The sequence below is a fragment of the uncultured Nocardioides sp. genome (assembly GCF_902805925.1).
In the GTDB taxonomy this organism is placed as follows: domain Bacteria; phylum Actinomycetota; class Actinomycetes; order Propionibacteriales; family Nocardioidaceae; genus Nocardioides.
This window is the reverse complement of record NZ_CADCUP010000164.1, coordinates 1-20,738: the sequence shown is the minus strand read 5'-3', so window position 1 is coordinate 20,738 and position 20,738 is coordinate 1. Positions and strand designations below refer to the sequence as shown.

The 20,738-nt window shown below is 70.1% G+C and carries 15 protein-coding genes; 13 read left to right on the top strand and 2 right to left on the bottom strand.

Translation table 11 applies throughout. The features are described 5' to 3' along the window. The 6 genes from QZX64_RS11880 to QZX64_RS11855 form a co-directional block, all read left to right on the top strand. Positions 1-1,115, top strand: a 1,115-nt coding sequence (locus QZX64_RS11880) for a substrate-binding domain-containing protein (protein WP_295660042.1), incomplete at its 5' end; no start/stop codon positions are given. Between the two features lie 17 nt (positions 1,116-1,132). Then, complete coding sequence (locus QZX64_RS11875) at positions 1,133-2,059, top strand: substrate-binding domain-containing protein (RefSeq protein ID WP_295660040.1); 927 nt, start codon at positions 1,133-1,135, stop codon at positions 2,057-2,059. Next, positions 2,056-2,877: a substrate-binding domain-containing protein gene (locus QZX64_RS11870; RefSeq protein WP_295660037.1), complete on the top strand. Its 822-nt coding sequence runs from the start codon at positions 2,056-2,058 to the stop codon at positions 2,875-2,877. The genes QZX64_RS11875 and QZX64_RS11870 overlap by 4 nt, the downstream gene beginning before the upstream one ends. Continuing rightward, on the top strand, positions 2,877-3,533 hold the full coding sequence (locus tag QZX64_RS11865) for an ABC transporter permease (RefSeq protein ID WP_295660035.1): 657 nt from the start codon (positions 2,877-2,879) through the stop codon (positions 3,531-3,533). The genes QZX64_RS11870 and QZX64_RS11865 overlap by 1 nt, the downstream gene beginning before the upstream one ends. Then, complete coding sequence (locus tag QZX64_RS11860) at positions 3,518-4,564, top strand: ABC transporter ATP-binding protein (RefSeq protein WP_295660032.1); 1,047 nt, start codon at positions 3,518-3,520, stop codon at positions 4,562-4,564. The genes QZX64_RS11865 and QZX64_RS11860 overlap by 16 nt, the downstream gene beginning before the upstream one ends. A 99-nt stretch (positions 4,565-4,663) precedes the next feature. Then, positions 4,664-7,315 carry a phosphoenolpyruvate carboxylase gene (locus QZX64_RS11855; RefSeq protein ID WP_295660029.1) on the top strand — a complete coding sequence of 884 codons (2,652 nt, stop codon included), beginning with the start codon at positions 4,664-4,666 and terminating at the stop codon, positions 7,313-7,315. A gap of 59 nt (positions 7,316-7,374) precedes the next feature. Here QZX64_RS11855 and oxc read toward each other — a convergent pair whose 3' ends face one another. Continuing rightward, positions 7,375-9,108: an oxalyl-CoA decarboxylase gene (gene oxc / locus QZX64_RS11850; protein ID WP_295660026.1), complete on the bottom strand. Its 1,734-nt coding sequence runs from the start codon at positions 9,106-9,108 to the stop codon at positions 7,375-7,377. A 139-nt stretch (positions 9,109-9,247) separates the two neighbouring features. Further along, complete coding sequence (locus QZX64_RS11845) at positions 9,248-10,267, bottom strand: 2-dehydropantoate 2-reductase (RefSeq protein WP_295660024.1); 1,020 nt, start codon at positions 10,265-10,267, stop codon at positions 9,248-9,250. 179 nt (positions 10,268-10,446) lie between these two features. Here QZX64_RS11845 and QZX64_RS11840 point away from each other — a divergent pair, with 179 nt between their 5' ends. From QZX64_RS11840 to QZX64_RS11810, 7 genes are all read left to right on the top strand, one after another. Further along, on the top strand, positions 10,447-11,268 hold the full coding sequence (locus tag QZX64_RS11840; RefSeq protein WP_295660022.1) for a hydroxypyruvate isomerase family protein: 822 nt from the start codon (positions 10,447-10,449) through the stop codon (positions 11,266-11,268). Next, entirely contained in the window at positions 11,172-12,212 is a 1,041-nt protein-coding gene (locus QZX64_RS11835; RefSeq protein WP_366558548.1) for a 2-hydroxy-3-oxopropionate reductase, read from the top strand. Before QZX64_RS11840 ends, QZX64_RS11835 begins: the two co-directional genes overlap by 97 nt. Position 12,213: 1 nt before the next feature. Continuing rightward, positions 12,214-13,989 (top strand): glyoxylate carboligase, encoded by a 1,776-nt coding sequence (gene gcl / locus QZX64_RS11830; RefSeq protein WP_295660019.1) that lies wholly within the window; start codon positions 12,214-12,216, stop codon positions 13,987-13,989. A 7-nt stretch (positions 13,990-13,996) separates the two neighbouring features. Then, on the top strand, positions 13,997-15,121 hold the full coding sequence (locus QZX64_RS11825) for a glycerate kinase (RefSeq protein ID WP_295660016.1): 1,125 nt from the start codon (positions 13,997-13,999) through the stop codon (positions 15,119-15,121). An 86-nt stretch (positions 15,122-15,207) separates the two neighbouring features. Further along, positions 15,208-16,578 (top strand): MFS transporter, encoded by a 1,371-nt coding sequence (locus QZX64_RS11820; RefSeq protein ID WP_295660014.1) that lies wholly within the window; start codon positions 15,208-15,210, stop codon positions 16,576-16,578. A 316-nt stretch (positions 16,579-16,894) separates the two neighbouring features. Next, on the top strand, positions 16,895-18,121 hold the full coding sequence (frc, locus tag QZX64_RS11815; protein WP_295660011.1) for a formyl-CoA transferase: 1,227 nt from the start codon (positions 16,895-16,897) through the stop codon (positions 18,119-18,121). 59 nt (positions 18,122-18,180) lie between these two features. Continuing rightward, a complete protein-coding gene (locus QZX64_RS11810; RefSeq protein ID WP_295660007.1) occupies positions 18,181-20,325 on the top strand; it encodes an acetate--CoA ligase family protein in 2,145 nt (714 codons plus the stop codon). The last annotated feature ends 413 nt before the right edge of the window (positions 20,326-20,738 follow it).

Below are 20,738 nucleotides of genomic sequence, written 5' to 3'. Positions count from 1 at the left end.
GGCTGGCCGGGCACGGAGTCGCGGTCCGGCCCGGGCACCCGGTCGTGCTGGGCGTCGTCGACGAGACCCCCGTGATCGGCTGCCCGGGCTACCCGGTCTCGGCCGCGCTGACCTTCGAGATCTTCGCCACTCCTCTCCTGGCAGGGCTGGAGGGCGTGGCTGCGTCCCGGCGCCCCAGCGTGCACGCCCGCCTGGCTCGCAAGCTGCCGTCGGTGATCGGGATGGACGACTGGGTGCGGGTGCGGCTGGGCGCGGTCAACGGCCAGGTCGTCGCCTCTCCGCTGCCCCGCGGCGCCGGGGTGCTGACCTCACTGGTGCGGGCCGACGGACTGCTCCAGGTTCCGGCCGGGATCGAGGGGCACCATGCGGGCGAGCGGGTGTCCGTGGAGCTGCTGCGGGCGCTGCCGGAGATCGAGCGCACCATCGTGGCCATCGGCTCCCACGACCTGGTCCTCGACCTCGCCGCCAACGCCTTGCGCGCCACCGATCCGACGCTCAGCCTGGTCTCCACCAACGTCGGGTCGCTGGGGGGCCTGGTGGCCGTGCGCGACGGGCTGTGCCATGTCGCAGGGTCACACCTGCTGCACCCGGCCACCGGCAAGTACACGCTGCCGTACCTCGAGGAGATGATGCCCGGGCGCGACCTCGCGGTCGTGCGTCTCGCTCATCGTGAGCAGGGTCTGATCGTGCCTGCGGGCAATCCGCGAGGCGTCACCGGCCTCGCGGACCTCGCCGACGGCCGCTTGTCGTACGTGAACCGCCAGCGCGGCGCAGGCACCAGGATGCTGCTCGACCACGAGCTGTCCCGGCTCGGCGTCGACCCGGATGGGGTGCAGGGGTATGCCCGGGAGGAGCCCACCCACCTCGCCGTGGCGGCGGCCGTGGCCGCCGGGCGGGCCGACTGCGGGCTCGGGATCCTGGCCGCGGCCCGGGCCTTCGGGCTCGACTTCGTCCCCGTGGCCCAGGAGCCCTACGATCTGGTCCTCGACGTCGCCGCCCTCGACGATCCGTTGCTCGCGCCACTGTGGGAGCTGCTCGCCGCCCCCGGCTTCCACGACTCCATCGCCTCGTTGGGCGGCTACGACACGGCGGAGTCTGGCGCTCGAATCCGCTAATATTGTACGCTGTATACATGACACAGATAACACAGCTGCCGCACGCGGTGGCGGCCAAGCTGGCGGCACGTGTCGTCGCTGGATCTCTCGCTCCCGGTGACCCTGTCCCCAGCGTCCGCGCCCTGGCCGAGGAGCTGCGGTGCTCACCGGGCACCGCGGCCCGGGCCCACGCTCTGCTGCGCGAGGCCGGCGTGATCGAGGGACGTCCCCGCTCGACCGCGGTCGTGACCGAGGACGCGCTGGCGCGAGCGCTGGCCTTTCGTTCCGCCACCGGAGCCGTCCGGCTCGCCGGCAGCGACGACCCCGGTCTTGACTACCTGGTGAGTGCGGTGGGCCCGACCATCCAGCGGTCCACGCAGGGTGCGGGCAGCGTGGCAGGGCTGGCGCAGCTGGCTCGTGGCTCGGTGGACGCCGCCGCGGTGCACCTCCGTGACGGCCGGACGGGCGCGGCCAACGACCCGTTCGTGCGCCGGGTGCTCGGCGGTGAGCCGGCCACCGTGGTGCACCTGTGGCGTCGGCAGCAGGGCATCGTCGTCTCCGGCGGCAACCCGCTGGACATCGCGGGCGTGGAAGACCTGGCGGGCCGCACGCTCGCATGGCGCCCGCCCGGCACCGGTTCACGGCTGCTCCTCGACCGGCTGCTCCGGACGGCCGGCGTCCTTCCTGCCGGGGGTGCCGAGTTCGGCTCCCACCTCGGTGTTGCTGTCGCGGTCTCGACGGGTGCCGCCGACGCGGGACTGGCCGTGCAGGCCTCCGCAGAGGCGATCGGTGCCGACTTCATTCCCGTGGAGTGGGAGGACTTCGAGCTGGCAGTGGCCCCTGAGTCGCTCGAGCTCCTGCTGCCGGTGCTCGACGTGCTCGCCAGCAGCGTCGTCCAGGACCGGCTCACGCGCCTCGGTGGGTACGACCTGGACCGCAGCGGAGAGGTTCGGGTGGCCGCATGAGGTCGCGTGCGTTGCTTGCCGCAGTCGCCGCCGCCGGTGTCCTGATGGCCAGCGGATGCTCCGGCGGCTCGGAGGCCGCCTCCGAGGCCATCCTCGCGACCACCACGAGCACCCAGGACTCCGGGCTGCTCGACGAGCTGCTGCCGGACTTCGAGGAGGACACCGGGTGCACGATGAAGACCGTCGCCGTCGGCTCGGGAGAGGCCCTCGAGCTGGGGGAGCGGGGCGACGCCGACGTCCTCCTCGTGCACTCCCCGGATGCGGAGGAGGAGTTCATGGCCGATGGTCACGGCGTGAGCCGCGAGCCGGTCATGCACAACGACTTCGTGGTCGTGGGGCCGGAGGCCGACCCGGCGGAGGTCGGGGGCGCTGCCGACGCCGCCCAGGCCCTGACCCTGATCGCCGAGTCGGGGGCGCCCTTCGCCTCGCGGGGCGACGACTCCGGCACGCACGCCAAGGAGCTCGCGCTCTGGGAGGAGGCCGGAGTCGAGCCCTCCGGCGACTGGTACTTCGAGACCGGCCAGGGGATGGGCGAGACCCTCACGATCGCGGGCCAGAAGTCGGCGTACGCGCTCACCGACCGGGGCACGTTCCTGGCCACCGCGAACCTCGAGGCCTCGATCGCGTTCGAGGGCTCCGACGACCTCCAGAACTACTACCACGCGATCGTCGTGGATCGCGAGGAGCCGGCGCCGTGCGCCGAGGACCTGTCGACGTGGCTCCTGGAGCCGGAGGTGCAGGAGCGGATCGGTGACTTCGGCGTGGAGGAGTACGGCGAGCCGCTGTTCGTGCCCGACGCCGAGTCGGGGGAGGAGTAGTGGTCGACCCGGTCTACGAGGTGCTCGCCCGGTCGGCGTTGGTGTCGCTCACGGCGTCCCTCGTGGCGGCCGCGATCGGGATACCTCTGGGCACCTGGCTGGCCCTCGCGCGCATCCCCGGCCGAGGCTTCGTGACCGCTGTGGTGAACACGGGGATGGCGGTGCCGACGGTCGTGGTGGGGCTGTTCGTCGCGCTGATGCTGTGGAGGAGCGGACCACTGGGCGAGCTGAACCTGATCTACACCGTGCGCGGCATGGTGATCGCGCAGGTGCTGCTCGCCACGCCGCTGATCACCAGCATCACGATGGCCGCCGTCCAGTTGCTGCCACCCGAGCTGCCCGGCCACCTGCGGTCGCTCGGGGCCAACCGGTGGCAGGTCGTCGTGCGGATCTGGGTCGAGGCCAAGCTGCCGCTGTTGGCCGCCGCGATGGCGGGGTTCGGGCACGCGATCTCGGAGGTCGGGGCCGCCACCATCGTGGGCGGCAACATCCACGGCCAGACCCAGGTGATGACCACGGCGATCGTGGAGAACGTCGGCCGCGGCGAGTTCGGTGCGGCGCTGGTGTACGGCGGGGTGCTGCTGGCCCTCGCGTTCCTCGTCAACGGCCTTCTCTCATCGGTCCAGCAGAGGAGCGGCGCATGGGCGCGGAACTGACGGTTCGCGACGTGCGGGTCGCCCGCGGAGGTCGCCAAGTGCTCGCGGTGGACCACCTCGATGTGAAGGCGTCGGAGCACTTGTTCGTGCTCGGGCCCAACGGTGCCGGCAAGACCACGCTGCTGCGCCTGCTGTCTGCGGTCGACCGGCCCGACCGGGGCGACGTCGAGGTCGACGGAGTTCCGACCCGGCGGCTCGGACTCGAGGAGCGTCGGCGGATCGGGTACGTCACGCAGCGACCCGCCCTGCTGGGCACGACCGTCCTGCGAAACCTGGAGCTTCCGCTGCGCTGGCGCGGGCTGCCACGTGAGCGGCGCCGAGCGCTCGCCCTCGCGGCACTGGAGCGCCTGCAGGTCGCCCACCTCGCTCAGCGGCCCGCGTTGAGGCTCTCGGGAGGAGAGCAGCAGCGCGTGAACATCGCCCGCTCCCTGGCCTGCGACCCCGATCTGCTCCTGCTCGACGAGCCGGCGGCCGGGCTCGATCCCGAAGCGCGGGCGATCTTCTTCACCGACTTGGAACGAGCGCTGGCCGACCGGGCAGTCACGACCGTCCAGGTCACCCACCGACCCGAGGAGGCCCTTCGGCACGCCGACCGACTCGTCGTCCTGGTCGATGGCGCCGTACGCCAGGTCGACACCCCGGAGATGATCAGCCGGATGCCCGCGGACGCCGCCGTCGCGACCGTCATGGGCTACGACAACCTGCTCACCGCGCGCGTCACGCCTGACGGCGCCGTCCTGGTGGGGGAGTGGCCCACCGGGCTGCACACGGACGACCTGGGCCCCGGGCCCGCGGTCGTGGCCGCGTTCGCGAACGCCGTCCGGATCGTGCCGAGCGGCCGAGGCGGGCTGCCCGCGGTGGTGCGCGGCGTCAGTCCCGGCCGAGGCCATCGGGTCGTCCTCCTCGACGCCCGGCTCCCGGGTGAGCGGGTGCCGTTGGTCTCCCATCTTGGCGTCGATGCGCCGGCGCCGGCGCCCGGCGAGGCCGTTTGCATCTGGTTCGACGACGCCCTCAGCGCGGTCCTCCGCTGACGCAGGAGCAGGTCCCTGGACGACGCCTTGACCGCACAGCGCGAGCAGGATTGAGTACAAAATACACAATGGCAATCCCAACGCGGCGAAAGGTGCCCGGTGAACAGTTCTGAGGACCGGGAGGCTTCGCGAGCCACGGACACGTTCGAGGTGCCGCCCCGCCTGCGCGCTGATGTGCGGCTCCTCGGCGAGACCCTCGGCACGGTGATCCGGGAACAGGCAGGGGAGTCGGTGTACGCCGACGTCGAGCGACTGCGCGAGCTCACCATCGCCGCGTGCTCCGGCGACACCGCCTCGTCCGGGGGCTCTGCCGAGCGAGCTGAGAAGCTGATCGCGGGCTGGCCGTGGGAGCACGCCGTGGTCGTGGCCCGGGCGTTCGCGTGCTACTTCCACCTCACGAACCTCGCCGAGGAGCACGATCGGGCGCGCTCGCTGTCGGCCTTCGACGCAGCGCGCCGGCCCTCGGCCATCGGTGCGGCCTACCAGGAGGCCAGGGAGAGCGACGCCGAGGAGGCCGCACGTCTGCTCGCGGCGTTCGAGATCCACCCGGTGCTCACCGCCCACCCCACCGAGGCGCGGCGCCGCGCCGTGGTGGCGGCGTCCCAGCGGATCGCGGAGCTGCTCGTGGAGCGCGATCGCATTGAGTCAGGCGTCGAGGAGTCATTCCATCGCCGCCTCACCGAGGCGGTCGACCGCCTCTGGCGCACCGCGATCCGGCGCACCAGCCGGCCCACGCCCCTCGACGAGGTGCGCACCTTCATGACCGTGTTCGACGAGACCCTGTTCGGGGTGGCGCCCGAGGTGTACCGCCGGGTCGAGGCGGCCGTGGCCGGTGACCGATCCGGCCTCGAGCCCACCGGAGTGCCCGCGTTCCTCCGGCTCGGCTCCTGGGTCGGTGGCGACCGGGACGGCAACCCGTCGGTCACCGCAGACGTCACCCGGGAGGCCATGGCCATCCAGTCCGAGCACGTGCTCCGCGCCCTGGAGCGGGCGTGCAGCAGGGTGGGTCGGGCCCTGACGCTCGACGAGCGCTTCACCCCGCCCAGCAGGGCGGTCACGGTCGCGCTGGCGCGGGCCACCACCGAGCACCCGCAGCTCATGAAGCAGATCGCGACCCGGTCGCCGGGGGAGCCGCACCGGCAGCTGATGCTGCTCGCCGCCGAGCGGATCGCGGCAACCCGCACCCGGGATGCAGACCGTGCCTATGCGAGCCCTGCGGAGCTCCGAGACGAGCTGGTGCGCGTCCAGGAGTCGCTCATCGAGGCCGGTGCGCACCGTCAGGCGCACGGGGACCTGCAGCATCTGCTGTGGCAGCTGGACACGTTCGGCTTCCACCTCGCCGAGCTGGAGATCCGTCAGCACTCCGAGGTGCACGCCGAGGCGCTCGCGCAGATCGAGGCCGGCGGGGAGCTCTCGGCCCGCACGGTCGAGGTGCTCGACACGCTGTCGTCGATGGCGCAGCTGCAACGCCGCTACGGCGAACGCGCCTGCCGTCGCTACGTCGTCTCGTTCACGCGCTCCGCCGCCGATGTCGCAGCGGTGTACGAGCTGGCGCGGGTGGCGCTGGACGGCGCCGGTGTCGCGCTCGACGTCGTGCCGTTGTTCGAGACCGAGCAGGATCTCGAGGCCAGTGCGGCCGTCGTCGCCGAGATCTTCGACCTGCCCGAGGTGCAGCAGCGGCTGGCGGCAACGGGCGGACCCTTCGAGGTGATGCTCGGCTACTCCGACTCGGCGAAGGACGTCGGTCCGGTCGCCGCGACCCTGGCTCTGCACCGGGCCCAGGCCCGGCTGGTGGCCTGGGCCGAGTCGGTCGGGGTCCGGCTGACGCTGTTCCACGGCCGCGGCGGCGCACTCGGCCGCGGCGGCGGGCCGGCGCATCGGGCCGTCCTCGGCCAGGCGGCCGGCTCAGTGGCCGGGAAGCTGAAGCTGACCGAGCAGGGCGAGGTGGTCTTCGCCCGCTACGGCAACCGCGCGATCGCGACTCGCCACCTCGAGCAGGTGGGTGCGGCCATCATCACGGCATCGACGCGCTCGTTCGTCTCGAGCGCGGGAGCGACCGCCGAGCAGTACGACGACCTGGCGCGCCGACTCGGCTCGGCCGCGAAGGCGGCGTACCGAGAGCTTGTGGAGATCGACGGATTTCCCGAGTGGTTCGCGCAGGTGACGCCGCTCGCCGAGATCGAACGGCTGCGCCTGGGATCGCGACCGGCGCGACGACAGGCGGGCGCGGTGTCGCGGCTCTCGGACCTGCGCGCCATCCCGTGGGTGTTCGCCTGGTCGCAGGCCCGCGTGAACCTGCCGGGCTGGTTCGGTCTCGGCACGGCGCTGCGGGCCGAACCCACTCCGGCTCTGCTCCGCGAGGCCCGTGATCACTGGCCGCTGTTCCGCGTCCTCCTCGACAACGCGGAGATGTCCCTGGCCAAGGCCGACCCGCGCCTGATGCGTCGTTTCCTCGAGCTCGGCGGACGCGACGACCTGACCGAGCGGGTGGTCGCCGAGTACGAGCGGACCACCGCCGCGGTGCTCGAGGTCACGGAGCAGGATCGGCTGCTCGAGCGCCGGCCGGTGCTACGACAGGGGGTGGACCTGCGTGGCCCGTACGTCGACGCACTCTCCTACCTCGGGCTGCGAGCGCTGAGAGAGCTCCGCTCCTCGGACCTGGGAGCCCCACGGGTGGATGAGCGGCTGCCCGAGCGACTGCTCCAGCTGAGCGTGAGCGGCGTGGCCGCAGGCCTGCAGAACACGGGCTGACAAACACAACCGGCCCCGGCGAGCGTCATGCTCGCCGGGGCCGGTGTGACGACAGGTGGTCACTTCTTGCCGCTGATGCCCTTCGGGTTGAGGTGCGCGATGTTGCCGCTCTCGGTGCCGTCGGTGGGGTCGATCACGGCGTCGATGAGTGCCGGCTTCCCCGAGGCCAGTGCCTCGCGGAGCATGGACTCGACCTCCTCGGGAGTGGTGGCCTGGTACCCCTTGCCGCCGAAGGCCTCGATCATGAGGTCGTGCCGCGCCTTGAGCATCGTCGGGGCGGGGTCCGAGGACGCGGACACATCGTCGCCGCGGTAGACGCCGCTGTTGTTGAGGACGACGGTGACGATCGGGAGGTTGTAGCGACAGATGGTCTCGAGCTCGATCCCGCTGAAGCCGAAGGCGCTGTCTCCCTCGATGGCGATGACCGGCTTGCCGGTCTCCACGGCGGCGGCGATCGCGTAGCCCATCCCGATGCCCATGACGCCCCAGGTCCCGCTGTCGAGGCGGTGGCGGGGCACCGCCATGCCGATGGTGTTGCGGGCCTTGTCGAGCGCGTTGGCACCCTCGTTGACGATGTAGGCCTCGGGGTTGTCGGCGAGGACGTCGCGGATCGACTGCAGCGCGCCGAGGAACTTCATCGGGTGCGCCGTCTTCGCGGCCTCGAGGGTCTTCGCCATCTTGGCCACGTTCTGCTGGGACTTCTCACCCAGCTCGTTGCGCCACGCCTCGGCGACCGTGATCTGACCCGGCTTGCTGCGCTCGACCAGGGCGTCCATCACCGAGCCCACATCGCCTACGAGGGGGGCTGCGATCGGCTGGTTGCTGTCCATCTCGGAGGCCTCGATGTCGACCTGGATGAACTTGGCGTCGGGGCTCCACTGCGGCGCCTCGCCGTGTCCGAGGAGCCAGTTCAGGCGAGCGCCGACCAGCATCACGACGTCGGCTCGCTTCAGCGCCAGGGACCGGGCGGTGGCGGCCGACTGCGGGTGGTCGTCGGGCAGCAGGCCCTTGGCCATGGACATCGGGACGTACGGAACGCCCGTCGTCTCGATGAAGTCGCGGATCGTCTCGTCGGCCTGAGCGTAGGCGGCGCCCTTGCCGAGGACGACGAGCGGCCGCTCGGCGGAGGCGAGAAGGTCGATCGCTCGATCGACCGCCGCCGGTTCGGGCAACTGCCGCGTCACCGGGTCGACGAGCTGCCACACGGTGTCGGCGGCCTTCTGCGTGTCGAGCACCTCGCCCAGCACCTGTGCCGGGATGTCGAGGTAGACCCCTCCCGGACGACCGGAGCTCGCCGTGCGGAGGGCCCGAGCCAGTCCACGGCCGATGTCCTCGGCGCGCGAGACCCGGTAGGCCGCCTTGCAGAACTGCCTGGCCGCTGCGAGCTGGTCCATCTCCTCGTAGTCGCCGCGTTGCAGGTCGACCAGGTGCCGCTCGCTGGAGCCCGAGATCTGGACCATGGGGAAACAGTTCGTGGTGGCGTTGGCGAGGGCGACGAGGCCGTTGAGGAAGCCCGGGGCCGACACCGTCAGGCAGATGCCCGGCCGCTGGGTCAGGAACCCCGCCGCGGCAGCCGCGTGTCCGGCGTCGCTCTCGTGCCGGAAGCCGATGTAACGGATCCCCGACTTCTGGGCGAGGCGCGCGAGGTCGGTGATCGGGATTCCGACGACGCCGTAGATGTTCTCGACGTTGTTGGCCTTCAGCGCGTCGACGACGACGTGGATACCGTCGGTCAGGTCGGCTGAAAGATCGGCGTCCTCAGCCTCCGTGGGGTGGATGGAAGCGTCGGTCATGGTTGCGCCTTTCCTCTCTGGAGGTGAATTCGGCATCTGGTAATCGGACAACTGCTAAACACCGTAAACTGCATGGAGTATCGCTTCTCCCGCAGGTCAGTTCTACCCGTCGCTCGCTTGATCGCGGCGGCTAGGGCGGCTAGGCCGGCTGCGGGTCGGGCTCGGGGGCGGGTGTCGGGAGCTGGGCCTCGGGCCCATACCTGCGCGACAGGAGGTCGGTGGCGGCGTAGACGGTCCGCAGCGTGGGAGCCTCCGCGCCGGTCAGGTCGGCCAGCTCCACCAACGCCGTGACGATCGCGTCGAGCTCCAGCTCCTTGTTGGCCTCGAGATCCTGCAGCATCGAGGTCTTGTGGTGGCCGACGCTCTCGGCCCCGCGCAGTCGCGTCTCGATGGAGATGTCCGGCGTGCTGCCGAGCCGGGCTGCGATGTCCAGCGTCTCCTCCATCAGCTGCACGACCAGCTGCCGCGTCTGGGGGTGCTGGCAGATCTCGACCATGGTCGCCCGGGTGAGCGCGCTCAGCGGATTGAACGCGACGTTGCCCATCAGCTTGATCCAGATGTCGTTGCGGATGTCGGGCTCCACCGGGCTCTTCAGGCCACCGGCGACCATCGCCTCGCTCAGGTCGGTGCACCGCTTGGTGATCTCGCCGGAGGGCTCACCGATCGAGAAGCGGGTGCCCTCGAGGTGCTGGACCACCCCCGGCGCCGCGAGCACGGTCGCGGGGTAGACGACGCAGCCGATGGCGCGCTCGGGGGGCAGGACGGCGCTCGTGGCACCGCCCGGGTCCACTGCCTCGATCCGACGCCCGCGATAGGGTCCGTCCAGCTCGTGGAAGTACCACCACGGGATCCCGTTCTGGGCGGCGATGACGGCCGTGTCCGGACCGAGGAGCGGCTCGACGAGGGGACCGCTGGTCGGGTAGCTGTGGGCCTTCAGCCCGAGGAACACGTAGTCGACGGGCCCGATCTCCGCCGGGTCGTCGGTCGCGTGCGGATGCGCCTCGAAGTCGCCACGTGGGCTGAGGACCCGCACGCCGTTCTTGCGGATGGCCTCTAGGTTGGAGTTCCTGGCGATCAGGTGCACGTCCGCACCACCCCGGTGCATCGCAGCCCCCCAATAGGCGCCGATCGCTCCGGCGCCGACAATGGCGATCCTCATGGGTCACTCCCGTCCGTAGGCGTGCAGTTTCCGGATGTCCCGCGATGTCTCAGCGGGCGGCGGCCGGCATTGACCTGTGTTAGGCCCGCCGTATACCGTCATTTGCAGCACTGTATACAGTAGTCAGCCTCCAAGGCAACGAACTGTCCGTCATTTTCATCAACGCGAGAGAGGGACGCATGAGTCACTCCCTGCGATACGAGGTCAACTGCTCCATCATCTTCACCGAGCTGCCGTTGCTCCAGAGACCGGCCGCCGCCGCCGCCGCCGGATTCGACGGCGTCGAGTTCTGGTGGCCCTTCCCCGAGGCGGTCCCCTCGGACGCCGACGTCGACGCGTTCGTGTCGGCCGTCCAGGACGCCGGTGTCCAGCTGCTCGGCCTCAACTTCTTCGCCGGCGACATGCCGGCGGGCGACCGCGGGCTGGTCTCCTGGCCGCAGAGGTCTGCCGAGTTCCGCGACAACATCGACGTCACGGTCGGCATCGGCGAGCGGCTCGGCTGCCGCGCCTTCAACGCGCTCTACGGCAACCGCGTCGACGGGGTCGCGCCGGAGGCCCAGGACGAGCTGGGCACGGAGAACCTCGTGCTCGCCGCACAGGCGGCGAAGCGCATCGGAGGCACCATTCTCGTCGAGCCGGTCAGCGGCGCCGATCTCTATCCGCTGCTGACCGCCGCCGACGCGCTCGCCGTCATCGACCGCACGGGTGAGTCGAACGTGGGTCTGCTGGCAGACCTGTACCACCTGGCCGTCAACGGCGACGACGTCGACGCCGTCATCGCGCAGCACGCCGGGCGGGTCGCGCATGTCCAGATCGCCGACGCGCCCGGGCGCAACGAGCCCGGCACCGGCGACCTCCCGCTCGACCGGCAGCTCGCCGCTCTCGAGGAGGCCGGCTACGGCGGCTGGGTGGGCCTCGAGTACAAGCCCGCCACCACCAGCGCGGACAGCTTCGACTGGCTTCCGCGCGAGCGGCGTACCGCAGTCACCGGCACCCACTAACCCACCCCGCAAGGAAGGCCCTCCCCATGAGCCCCTCCATCCAGAAGATCGCCATGATCGGCCTCGGCATCATGGGCAGCCCGATGGCGGTCCACCTCGCCAACGCCGGTTACGACGTGACCGGCTTCGACCTCTCGCCCCAAGGCATCGAGCCGCTGGTCGACGCCGGCGGCCGGGCCGCCGGCTCCTCCGCCGAGGCGGTCGCGGACGCCGACGTCGTCTGCATCATGGTGCCGGACTCTCCCGACGTGAAGGCCGTGCTCACCGATGAGGGCGGCGTGCTCGCCTCCGCCAAGGCGGGAGCACTGATCATCGACTTCTCGAGCATCCGTCCCGATGTCACCGCGGAGCTGGCGCAGCAGGCGGCCGGGCTCGGATTCCGCTACCTCGACGCCCCGGTCTCCGGCGGCGAGGCGGGCGCGAAGAACGCCGCCCTGTCGATCATGGTCGGCGGCTCGGGCGAGGACTTCGAGGCCGCCAAGCCGCTCCTCGACGTGGTCGGCAAGACGGTGGTCCACGTCGGGCCGAGTGGGTCGGGCCAGACCGTGAAGGCGGCCAACCAGCTCATCGTCGCGGCCAACATCCAGGCGCTCTCCGAGGCAGTGATCTTCCTGGAGGCGTACGGCGTCGACACGAAGGCGGCACTCGAGGTGCTCGGCGGCGGGCTGGCCGGCTCGAAGGTCCTGGACCAGAAGAAGGCGAACATGCTGTCGCGCTCCTTCGAGCCCGGTTTCCGGATCGACCTGCACCACAAGGACATGGGCATCGTGACCTCCGCCGCCCGGGAGGCCGGCGTTGCGGTGCCGCTGGGCGCACTGGTCGCCCAGCTCGTGGGTTCCGCCCGCGCGGCCGGCGACGGTAATCTGGACCACTCCGCGCTGCTACGTGGTGTCGAGCGTCTCAGCGGGCTGGCCACGAGCACGTCAACCACTAAGGAGAACTGACATGGCACGCATGCGCGCGGTCGACGCCGCTGTTTTGATTCTGGAGAAGGAAGGCGCCACCCAGCTCTTCGGGCTGCCCGGCGCCGCCATCAACCCCTTCTACAGCGCAGTGCGGGCCCACGGTGGCCTCAAGCACGTCCTCGCTCGCCACGTCGAGGGCGCCTCGCACATGGCCGAGGGCTACACCCGTGCGGCCCCCGGCAACATCGGGGTGTGCGTGGGCACGTCGGGCCCGGCCGGGACCGACATGATCACCGGCCTGTACTCCGCCGCCGCCGACTCGATCCCGATCCTCTGCATCACCGGGCAGGCGCCGGTGGCGAAGCTGCACAAGGAGGACTTCCAGGCGATCAACATCGCTGACATCGCCCGTCCGCTCGTGAAGCTGGCGACCACGGTGATGGAGGCGGCCCAGGTGCCGGGCACGTTCCAGACCGCCTTCCGCCTGATGCGTGAGGGCCGGCCCGGCCCGGTGCTCATCGATCTGCCGCTCGACGTGCAGCTCGCGGAGATCGAGTTCGACATCGACACCTACGAGCCCCTGCCGGTGAGCAAGCCGGCCGCCACCAGGGCACAGGCCGAGCGCGCGCTGTCGATGCTCGTCTCCGCCGAGCACCCGCTGATCGTGGCGGGCGGCGGGGTCGTCAACGCCGACGGTGCCGACCTGCTCGTCGAGCTCGCCGAGATCACCGGGGTGCCGGTGGTGCCGACGTTGATGGGTTGGGGCACGATCCCCGACGACCACCCGCTGATGGCGGGAATGGTCGGCCTGCAGACGTCGCACCGCTACGGCAACGAGACGATGCTGGCGTCCGACTTCGTGCTCGGCATCGGCAACCGGTGGGCGAACCGCCACACGGGCGGCATCGACACCTACACCAAGGGCCGGAAGTTCGTGCACGTGGACATCGAGCCCACGCAGATCGGCCGCGTCTTCTCGCCGGACTACTCGATCGTCTCCGACGCGCGGGCCGCGCTCGAGGCGTTCGTCGAGGTCGCGAAGGACTGGGCAGCCGAGGGCAGGCTCCCCGACCGCACCGACTGGGCGGAGGAGTGCCGCCAGCGCAAGCACACGCTGCTGCGGAAGACGAACTTCGACAACATCCCGATCAAGCCGCAGCGCGTCTACCAGGAGATGAACCGGGCGTTCGGTCCCGAGACCCGGTACGTCAGCACGATCGGACTGTCGCAGATCCAGGCCGCGCAGATGCTGCACGTCTACAAGCCGCGGCACTGGATCAACGCAGGCCAGGCCGGCCCGTTGGGCTGGACGCTGCCAGCGGCGCTGGGCGTGGCCACCGCCGACCCCGAGGGCCAGGTCGTCGCCCTGTCGGGCGACTACGACTTCCAGTTCCTGATCGAGGAGCTCGCGGTCGGGGCGCAGTTCAACATCCCCTACATCCACGTGGTCGTGAACAACTCCTACCTGGGGTTGATCAGGCAGGCTCAGCGCGGGTTCGAGATGGACTACTGCGTCGAGCTCGCCTTCGACAACGTCAACAGCCCCGAGATGGCCGGGTACGGCGTCGACCACCTCAAGGTCGCCGAGGGCCTCGGCTGCAAGGCGGTCAGGGTGACTGACCCAGCCGACCTGGGCTCGGCCTTCGACAAGGCCAAGGCGCTCATGGCGGAGTACCGGGTCCCGGTCGTGGTCGAGGTCATCCTGGAGCGCGTCACCAACATCTCGATGGGCACCGAGATCGACGGGGTCAAGGAGTTCGAGGAGGTCGCCGAGAGCGTCGCCGACGCGCCGTCATCGATCGCATCGCGCGACTGAGGCGGCTGTGCCGAGGGTCTTGATCGCCTCCGACAAGTTCAAGGGATCACTCACCGCGGCCGAGGTCGCAGACGCGGTCGCGAGTGGGTTGCGGCGGGAACGGTCCGACGTCACCGCGATCTCGCAGCCGGTGGCCGACGGCGGCGACGGCACGGTCGCCGCCGCCGTGGCGGCGGGCTACCAGCTGGTCCCGGTCGTAGCATCGGGGCCGACCGGCCGGCCGGTGCTCAGCGGATACGCACGTGCCGGTGACACCGCCGTCGTGGAGCTCGCCGACGTCGCCGGACTGGTCCGGCTGCCCGATGGCAGGCCCGCGCCGTTGACCTCCACCTCTCGGGGCGCCGGCGAGCTGATCGCGGCCGCGGTGGACGCCGGGTGCACGCGCATCGTCCTGGGAATCGGTGGGAGCGCCAGCACCGACGGCGGGTCGGGCCTGGTCCGGGCGCTCGGTGCGGTAGTGCTCGACGCCCACGGCACCAAGGTCGGCGAGGGCGGCGCTGGGCTCGAGGCGGCCGTCACCGTGGACGTGAGCGCCCTACGGCAACGGATGAGCGGGGTCGAGGTCGTCGTCGCCTGCGACGTCGACAATCCGCTGACCGGCCCCAAGGGCGCCGCAGAGGTCTACGGGCCGCAGAAGGGGGCCGACGCCTTCCAGGTCACGCAGCTCGAGTCCGCGCTTGCTCACTGGGCTGACGTCGTCGCGGAGGCCACCGGCACCGACCACCGGCAGGTCGCAGGCGCGGGCGCAGCCGGCGGCGTCGGCTTCGCCGCGCTCGCGCTCCTCGACGCGAGGCTGCAACCCGGCATCGAGCTGGTGCTCGACATGATCAGGTTCCAGGACCGCCTCGCCCAGGCCGACCTCGTCGTCACCGGCGAGGGAATGATCGATGAGCAGACCCTGCACGGCAAGGCGGTCGCCGGCGTCGCCGCAGCCGCGCGAGCCGCAGGGATCCCCGTGGTCGCGGTGTGCGGTCGGAACGTGCTCGACGCCGCAACACTGGCCGCGGTCGGCATCGAGGCGGCCTACGCGCTCACCGACGTCGAGCCCGATGTGGATCGCTGCCTCGCCGAGGGCGACCGGCTGCTGTCCGTCCTCGGCCAGCGCATCGCTGCCGTCCACCTGGGCGGCTGAGGCGAGGATCGGCGGAAGTCTGGACAGGACGCCCCATCAGGCGTACAACGTTTTTATACGGTGTCCCTAGACTTGGGGTGGGCAGGATGGGTGCTCAAGCAGGAGCCAGCGCACCGCGCGAGGTGCGTGACGTCTACGGCCGCCACTACCGCATCGGTGAGAGTGCCGAGCGGCTCACCGGTCACTCCCGACGCCACCAGCTCTGGCGCGCCTGGCTCTGCCTCGCCGCGATCAGTCCCCTGCAGTACGCCTTCGGCCTCGCCGTACTCGGCCTGCCGACAGCCGGTACGTGGGGTGGCGTCGAGACGATGTGGCTGCTCGCGCTCTTCGTGGTCGTGCAGGCGGGAACCGCCGTACCCGCGGCCTGGCTGAACCGGAGGCGGCTCGTCTCCCCGGCGGTGGTCGTCGTGACCGGCGGCGTGCTCGGCGCCGCGGGACTGGCCAGCCTCGCGCACGCCGAGAATCTCGCCCTGGCTGCGTTCGGGTACGCCGGACTGGGCGGTGTCGGCGCCGGCCTCGTGTACTCCACGGGAGCGGCGACCGCCGCCAGCTGGTACCCGGAGAAGCGCGCCTCCGTGATCGGCCTCGTCACCGGCGGATTCGCCGTCGGGGCGGTGCCTGGCATCGCGGCGCTCGCCGCCGTGACGTCGGCCGGGGCGCACGTCGTCGTGTACGACGTCCTCGCAGCCGTGGCCCTCGTCGTGGTTACCGTGGCCGGCGTCGGGCTGGTCGAGCCACCGCGCTTCTGGTGGCCACGCGAGATCGACGCCCAGTCGTGGGCCATCGATCCCAAGCTCAACCCGAGCCTGCCGAACAACGTCTCAGCCGTGCGTGACTACGCGCTGAGCGACGCCTTGCGCACCGGTGCCCTTCCGCTGATGTGGCTGATCTTCGCCCTGGCCACGGCGGTCTCGCTCTTCGGGATCGGCTTCGTGGCCGGCGCAGCCGTCGACGCCGACCTCGGCATGGCCGCCGCGGGAGCCGCGCTGGCCGCCCTTGCAGCCGTCAGTGGCGTCGGGCGGCCCGTCGCGGGTCGCCTCTCCGACTCGTTCGGCCGGTCGCGGTTGCTGGCTCACGTGCTGCTCCTCGCAGGTGCGGCCCAGTTCGGGCTCGCTCTGTCCGGGCACCTCGGCAGCGCACCCGGGTTCGTGCTGTCCGCGGTCCTCGCCGGACTGGGCGGCGGTGCGTTCTACGCGATCTTCGGGACCCTGGTGCTCGAGTTCTTCGGCCAGGGCAGCGTGCTGCAGAACCAGTCCGTCCTGTACAGCGCGAAGGCCGTGGGCGGGATCGCCGGCGTGGGGGGTGGGGCCCTGCTGGTGTCGGCGCTCGACTACTCACTGACGTTCGTCGTCGCGGGCGTGCTGGCCCTCGTCGCGGCCGGGCTGGTGCGCTTCCTCAAGCAGCCCGGCCGTCCCGCTCTCCCGGATCGGCCGCAGCGCGGAGCTGGGATGGGGTGACACCGCTGAGCCGGGGACCTGTGGCCGCCGGTTGGCGCCCTCATACCCACGCCCGCCACCGCCCACACCGGGTTGGAGACTCCCCGCGCGTCTCGGCGAGCCGCTCTGTCGAGGTGTGGTCTCCTGTTGGCAGCGGCCGAGCCCGCGGGTGGAGGAGTCGGCCGATGCCCCGCATAGGTGCCCCAAACTTCCAAACCTTCGGTGTCGCTACTAGACATCGGCTTTCCAGTCAGGTAGGAATGTGACCAGCGCCACATACGGTATACAGTCCACAATCTGATCGGCTCACCGCAGCCCCCTCACAAGGAGAAGTCACATGGGCAAGGCACTAGAAGGCGTCCGCGTGCTCGACATGACGCACGTGCAGTCGGGCCCTTCGGCTACACAGATCCTGGCTTGGCTCGGTGCCGACGTGGTCAAGCTCGAGGGGATCACCGGTGACATCACGCGTCAGCAGCTGCGCGACCTGCCGGATGCCGACAGCCTCTACTTCACGATGCTCAACTGCAACAAGCGCAGCATCACGCTCAACATGAAGAGCGAGCGAGGCAAGGAGATCTTCACCGAGCTGATCAAGAACACCGACATCCTCGTGGAGAACTTCGCGCCCGGCGCCATCGACCGGATGGGCTTCACCTGGAAGCGGCTCGAGGAGATCAACCCCGCACTCATCTACGCCTCGATCAAGGGGTTCGGACCAGGCAGGTTCGCCGACTGCAAGGCCTACGAGGTCGTGGCGCAGGCGATGGGCGGGTCGATGAGCACGACCGGGTTCGAGGACGGGCCGCCGACCGCCACGGGAGCGCAGATCGGCGACTCGGGCACCGGCATGCACCTTGTCGCCGGCGTCCTCGCGGCTCTGTACCAGCGGGTGCAGACGGGGCGGGGCCAGAGGGTCAGCGTGGCCATGCAGGATGCGGTGCTCAACCTGACTCGGGTGAAGTTGCGCGACCAGCAGCGGCTCGCCCACGGCCCGCTCAAGGAGTACCCCAACGCCGAGTTCGGCGACGAGGTCCCGCGGTCCGGCAACGCGTCGGGTGGCGGGCAGCCGGGCTGGGCCGTCAAGTGCAGCCCTGGCGGGCCCAACGACTACATCTACGTGATCGTCCAGCCGCCGGGCTGGCCGAAGATCGCCGAGCTGCTCGGGCGACCCGAGCTCGCGAACGACCCGGATTGGGCCACCCCCGAGGCGCGGCTCAACAAGCTGGACAAGATGTTCCAGATGATCGAGGAGTGGACCACCCAGCACGACAAGTGGGCAGTCATGGACATCCTCAACGCGGTCAACGTGCCGTGCGGACCCATCCTCAGCACCAAGGAGCTGCTCGAGGACGAGACCCTGATCGAGAACGGAAGCGTGGTCGAGGTCGACCACCCGCAGCGAGGTCTGTTCAGGACGGTCGGCTGTCCGATCAAGCTCTCCGACTCGGTCGTCGAGGTGCTCCCGTCTCCGGCCCTCGGTGAGCACAACGCCGAGCTCCTCAAGGACATCGGCCTCGACCCGTCCGAGATCGACGAGCTCAAGGAGGCGGGGGTCATGTGACCGACCCGCTGCTCACGCACCGACACCTATGTACATCTGATCCAGAAACAGGAGAACGCATGGCACACGACCGGGAAGTCGTCCAGGAGATTCTCGACAAGGCACTGGCCGATGGGCGGACCAGTCTCAGCGCTCCCGAGGCGAAGCTCGTGGCCGACGCCTACGGCATCCCGACGCCGGGCGAGGCGCTCGCGACCTCGGGTGACGAGGCCGCGACGTTCAGCAGCGAGATCGGATTCCCGGTCGTGCTGAAGATCGTCTCGCCCGACATCCTCCACAAGACCGACGCCGGCGGCGTGGTCGTCGGTGTCGACAGCGAGGACGCCGCACGTGAGGCGTACGACCGGATCCTGGCCAACGCGAAGGCCTACCAGGCCGACGCCGACATCACCGGTGTCCAGGTCCAGAAGATGCTCGTCACGGGCGGCGACGTCCAGGAGGTCATCGTCGGAGCCGTCACCGACCCGGCGTTCGGCAAGGTTGTTGCGTTCGGACTGGGCGGCGTGCTCGTCGAGGTGCTCAAGGACATCACGTTCCGGCTCGCCCCCACCACGCACGACGAGGCCATGTCGATGGTCAACGGCATCGGCGCCGCCGAGATCCTCAACGGTGTGCGCGGTGCCCAGGCAGTCGACAAGGAGGCGCTGACCGGCATCATCACGGGCCTCTCCGACCTCGTCAACGACTTCCCGCAGTTCTCGGAGGTCGACCTCAACCCGGTGCTCGCCGGGCCCGACGGCGCCACGGCCGTCGACGTACGGATCATCGTCGACCGAGAGGGCGGCCAGGAGCCGGTGCGGTTCACGCAGGACGAGATCCTCGCGTCGATGAACCGGATCATGAAGCCGAAGGCGATCGCCGTGATCGGCGCCTCCAACGAGGATGGCAAGATCGGCAACTCGGTGATGAAGAACCTCATCAACGGCGGTTATCGGGGCTCCATCTTCCCGATCAACCCGAAGTCGGACACCGTGCTCGACCTGCCCGCCTACAAGAGCATCACCGACGTCCCCGACGATGTCGACGTGGCCGTGTTCGCGGTGCCGGCGAAGTTCGTCGCCGGCGCGCTCGAGCAGTGCGGTGAGAAGGGCGTCGCCGGCGCGATCCTCATCCCCTCCGGCTTCGCCGAGACCGGTGACCAGGAGCTGCAGGACGAGGTCGTCGCAGTAGCCCGCAAGCACGGCGTGCGGATCCTGGGGCCGAACATCTACGGCTACTACTACACGCCGGAGAACCTCTGTGCGACGTTCTGCACGCCGTACGACGTGAAGGGGAGCGTGGCGCTGTCCTCCCAGAGCGGCGGCATCGGCATGGCCATCCTCGGATTCAGCCGGTCGTCGAAGATGGGCGTCTCCTCGATCGTCGGCGTGGGCAACAAGGCCGACATCGACGAGGACGACCTGCTCACCTTCTTCGAGTCCGACGACAACACCCAGCTGATCGCGATGCACCTCGAGGACCTCAAGGACGGGCGCTCGTTCGCTGAGGTCGCCTCCCGGGTCTCCCAGAAGAAGCCGGTCATCGTGCTCAAGGCCGGACGCACCGACATGGGCGCCCGGGCGGCGAGCTCGCACACGGGCGCGCTGGCCGGCAACGACAAGGTGTACGACGACATCCTCAAGCAGTCCGGCGTGATCCGGGCACCGGGCTTGGGCCACCTGCTCGAGTTCGCCCGGGGCGTGCCGAAGCTTCCCACGCCGAAGGGCGAGAACGTCCTGATCATCACCGGCGCCGGCGGCTCGGGTGTGCTGCTCTCCGATGCGGTCGTCGACAACGGCATGACACTGATGGACATGCCAGAGGACCTCGCGGCGAAGTTCGACGAGTACATCCCGCCGTTCGGCGCCTCCGGCAACCCGGTCGACATCACCGGCGGGGAGCCGCCGTCGACGTACCGCAACACGATCGCGCTGGGCCTGGAGGACGATCGGATCCACTCGTTGATCCTCGGCTACTGGCACACGATCGTCACGCCGCCCATGGTGTTCGCGAAGCTCGTTGCCGAGGTGGTGGAGGAGTACCGCGCCAAGGGCATCGAGAAGCCCGTGGTCGCCTCCCTCTCCGGTGACGTCGAGGTCGAGGAGGCCAGCACGTACCTCTACGAGCGGGGCGTCGTGGCCTACCCCTACAACACCGAGCTGCCGGTCGACGTCCTCGGTGCGAAGTACCGGTGGGCCCGGAATGCGGGGACGCTCGGTAACTGAGACTCGGGCGGCCACGAAAGGTGGTCGATGAAGTGAGAAAGGCCAACGGAGTGCTGAGAGCGGGTGAGGCATCTGAACGGCCCTGGGTTGTATCCCATGCCATATCAAATCGTCGGAGTGTTCGTCGCTGACGTCGAGTTTAGGAGGCCTTGCCTTGGACGCTACAGGTTCACATCCAGCGGTTCCTGAGAAGGAACCAACCTCTGCCACTACGGAGAAGGTGTACCACGCCGGTGGGCTCGACCCGTTGCCCATCCGGAAGCTGCCAGAAGCACCACCATCAGTGCACATCCTCGGGCCCACGGTGTTCCTGCTCGCGCTCGGCGTGGGTATGGGCGAGTCGTTCATGTGGCCGCGGCTGGTCGTCGTGTTCGGCCCGGACATCCGGTGGTTCTTCCTCGTCGGTGTCTCGA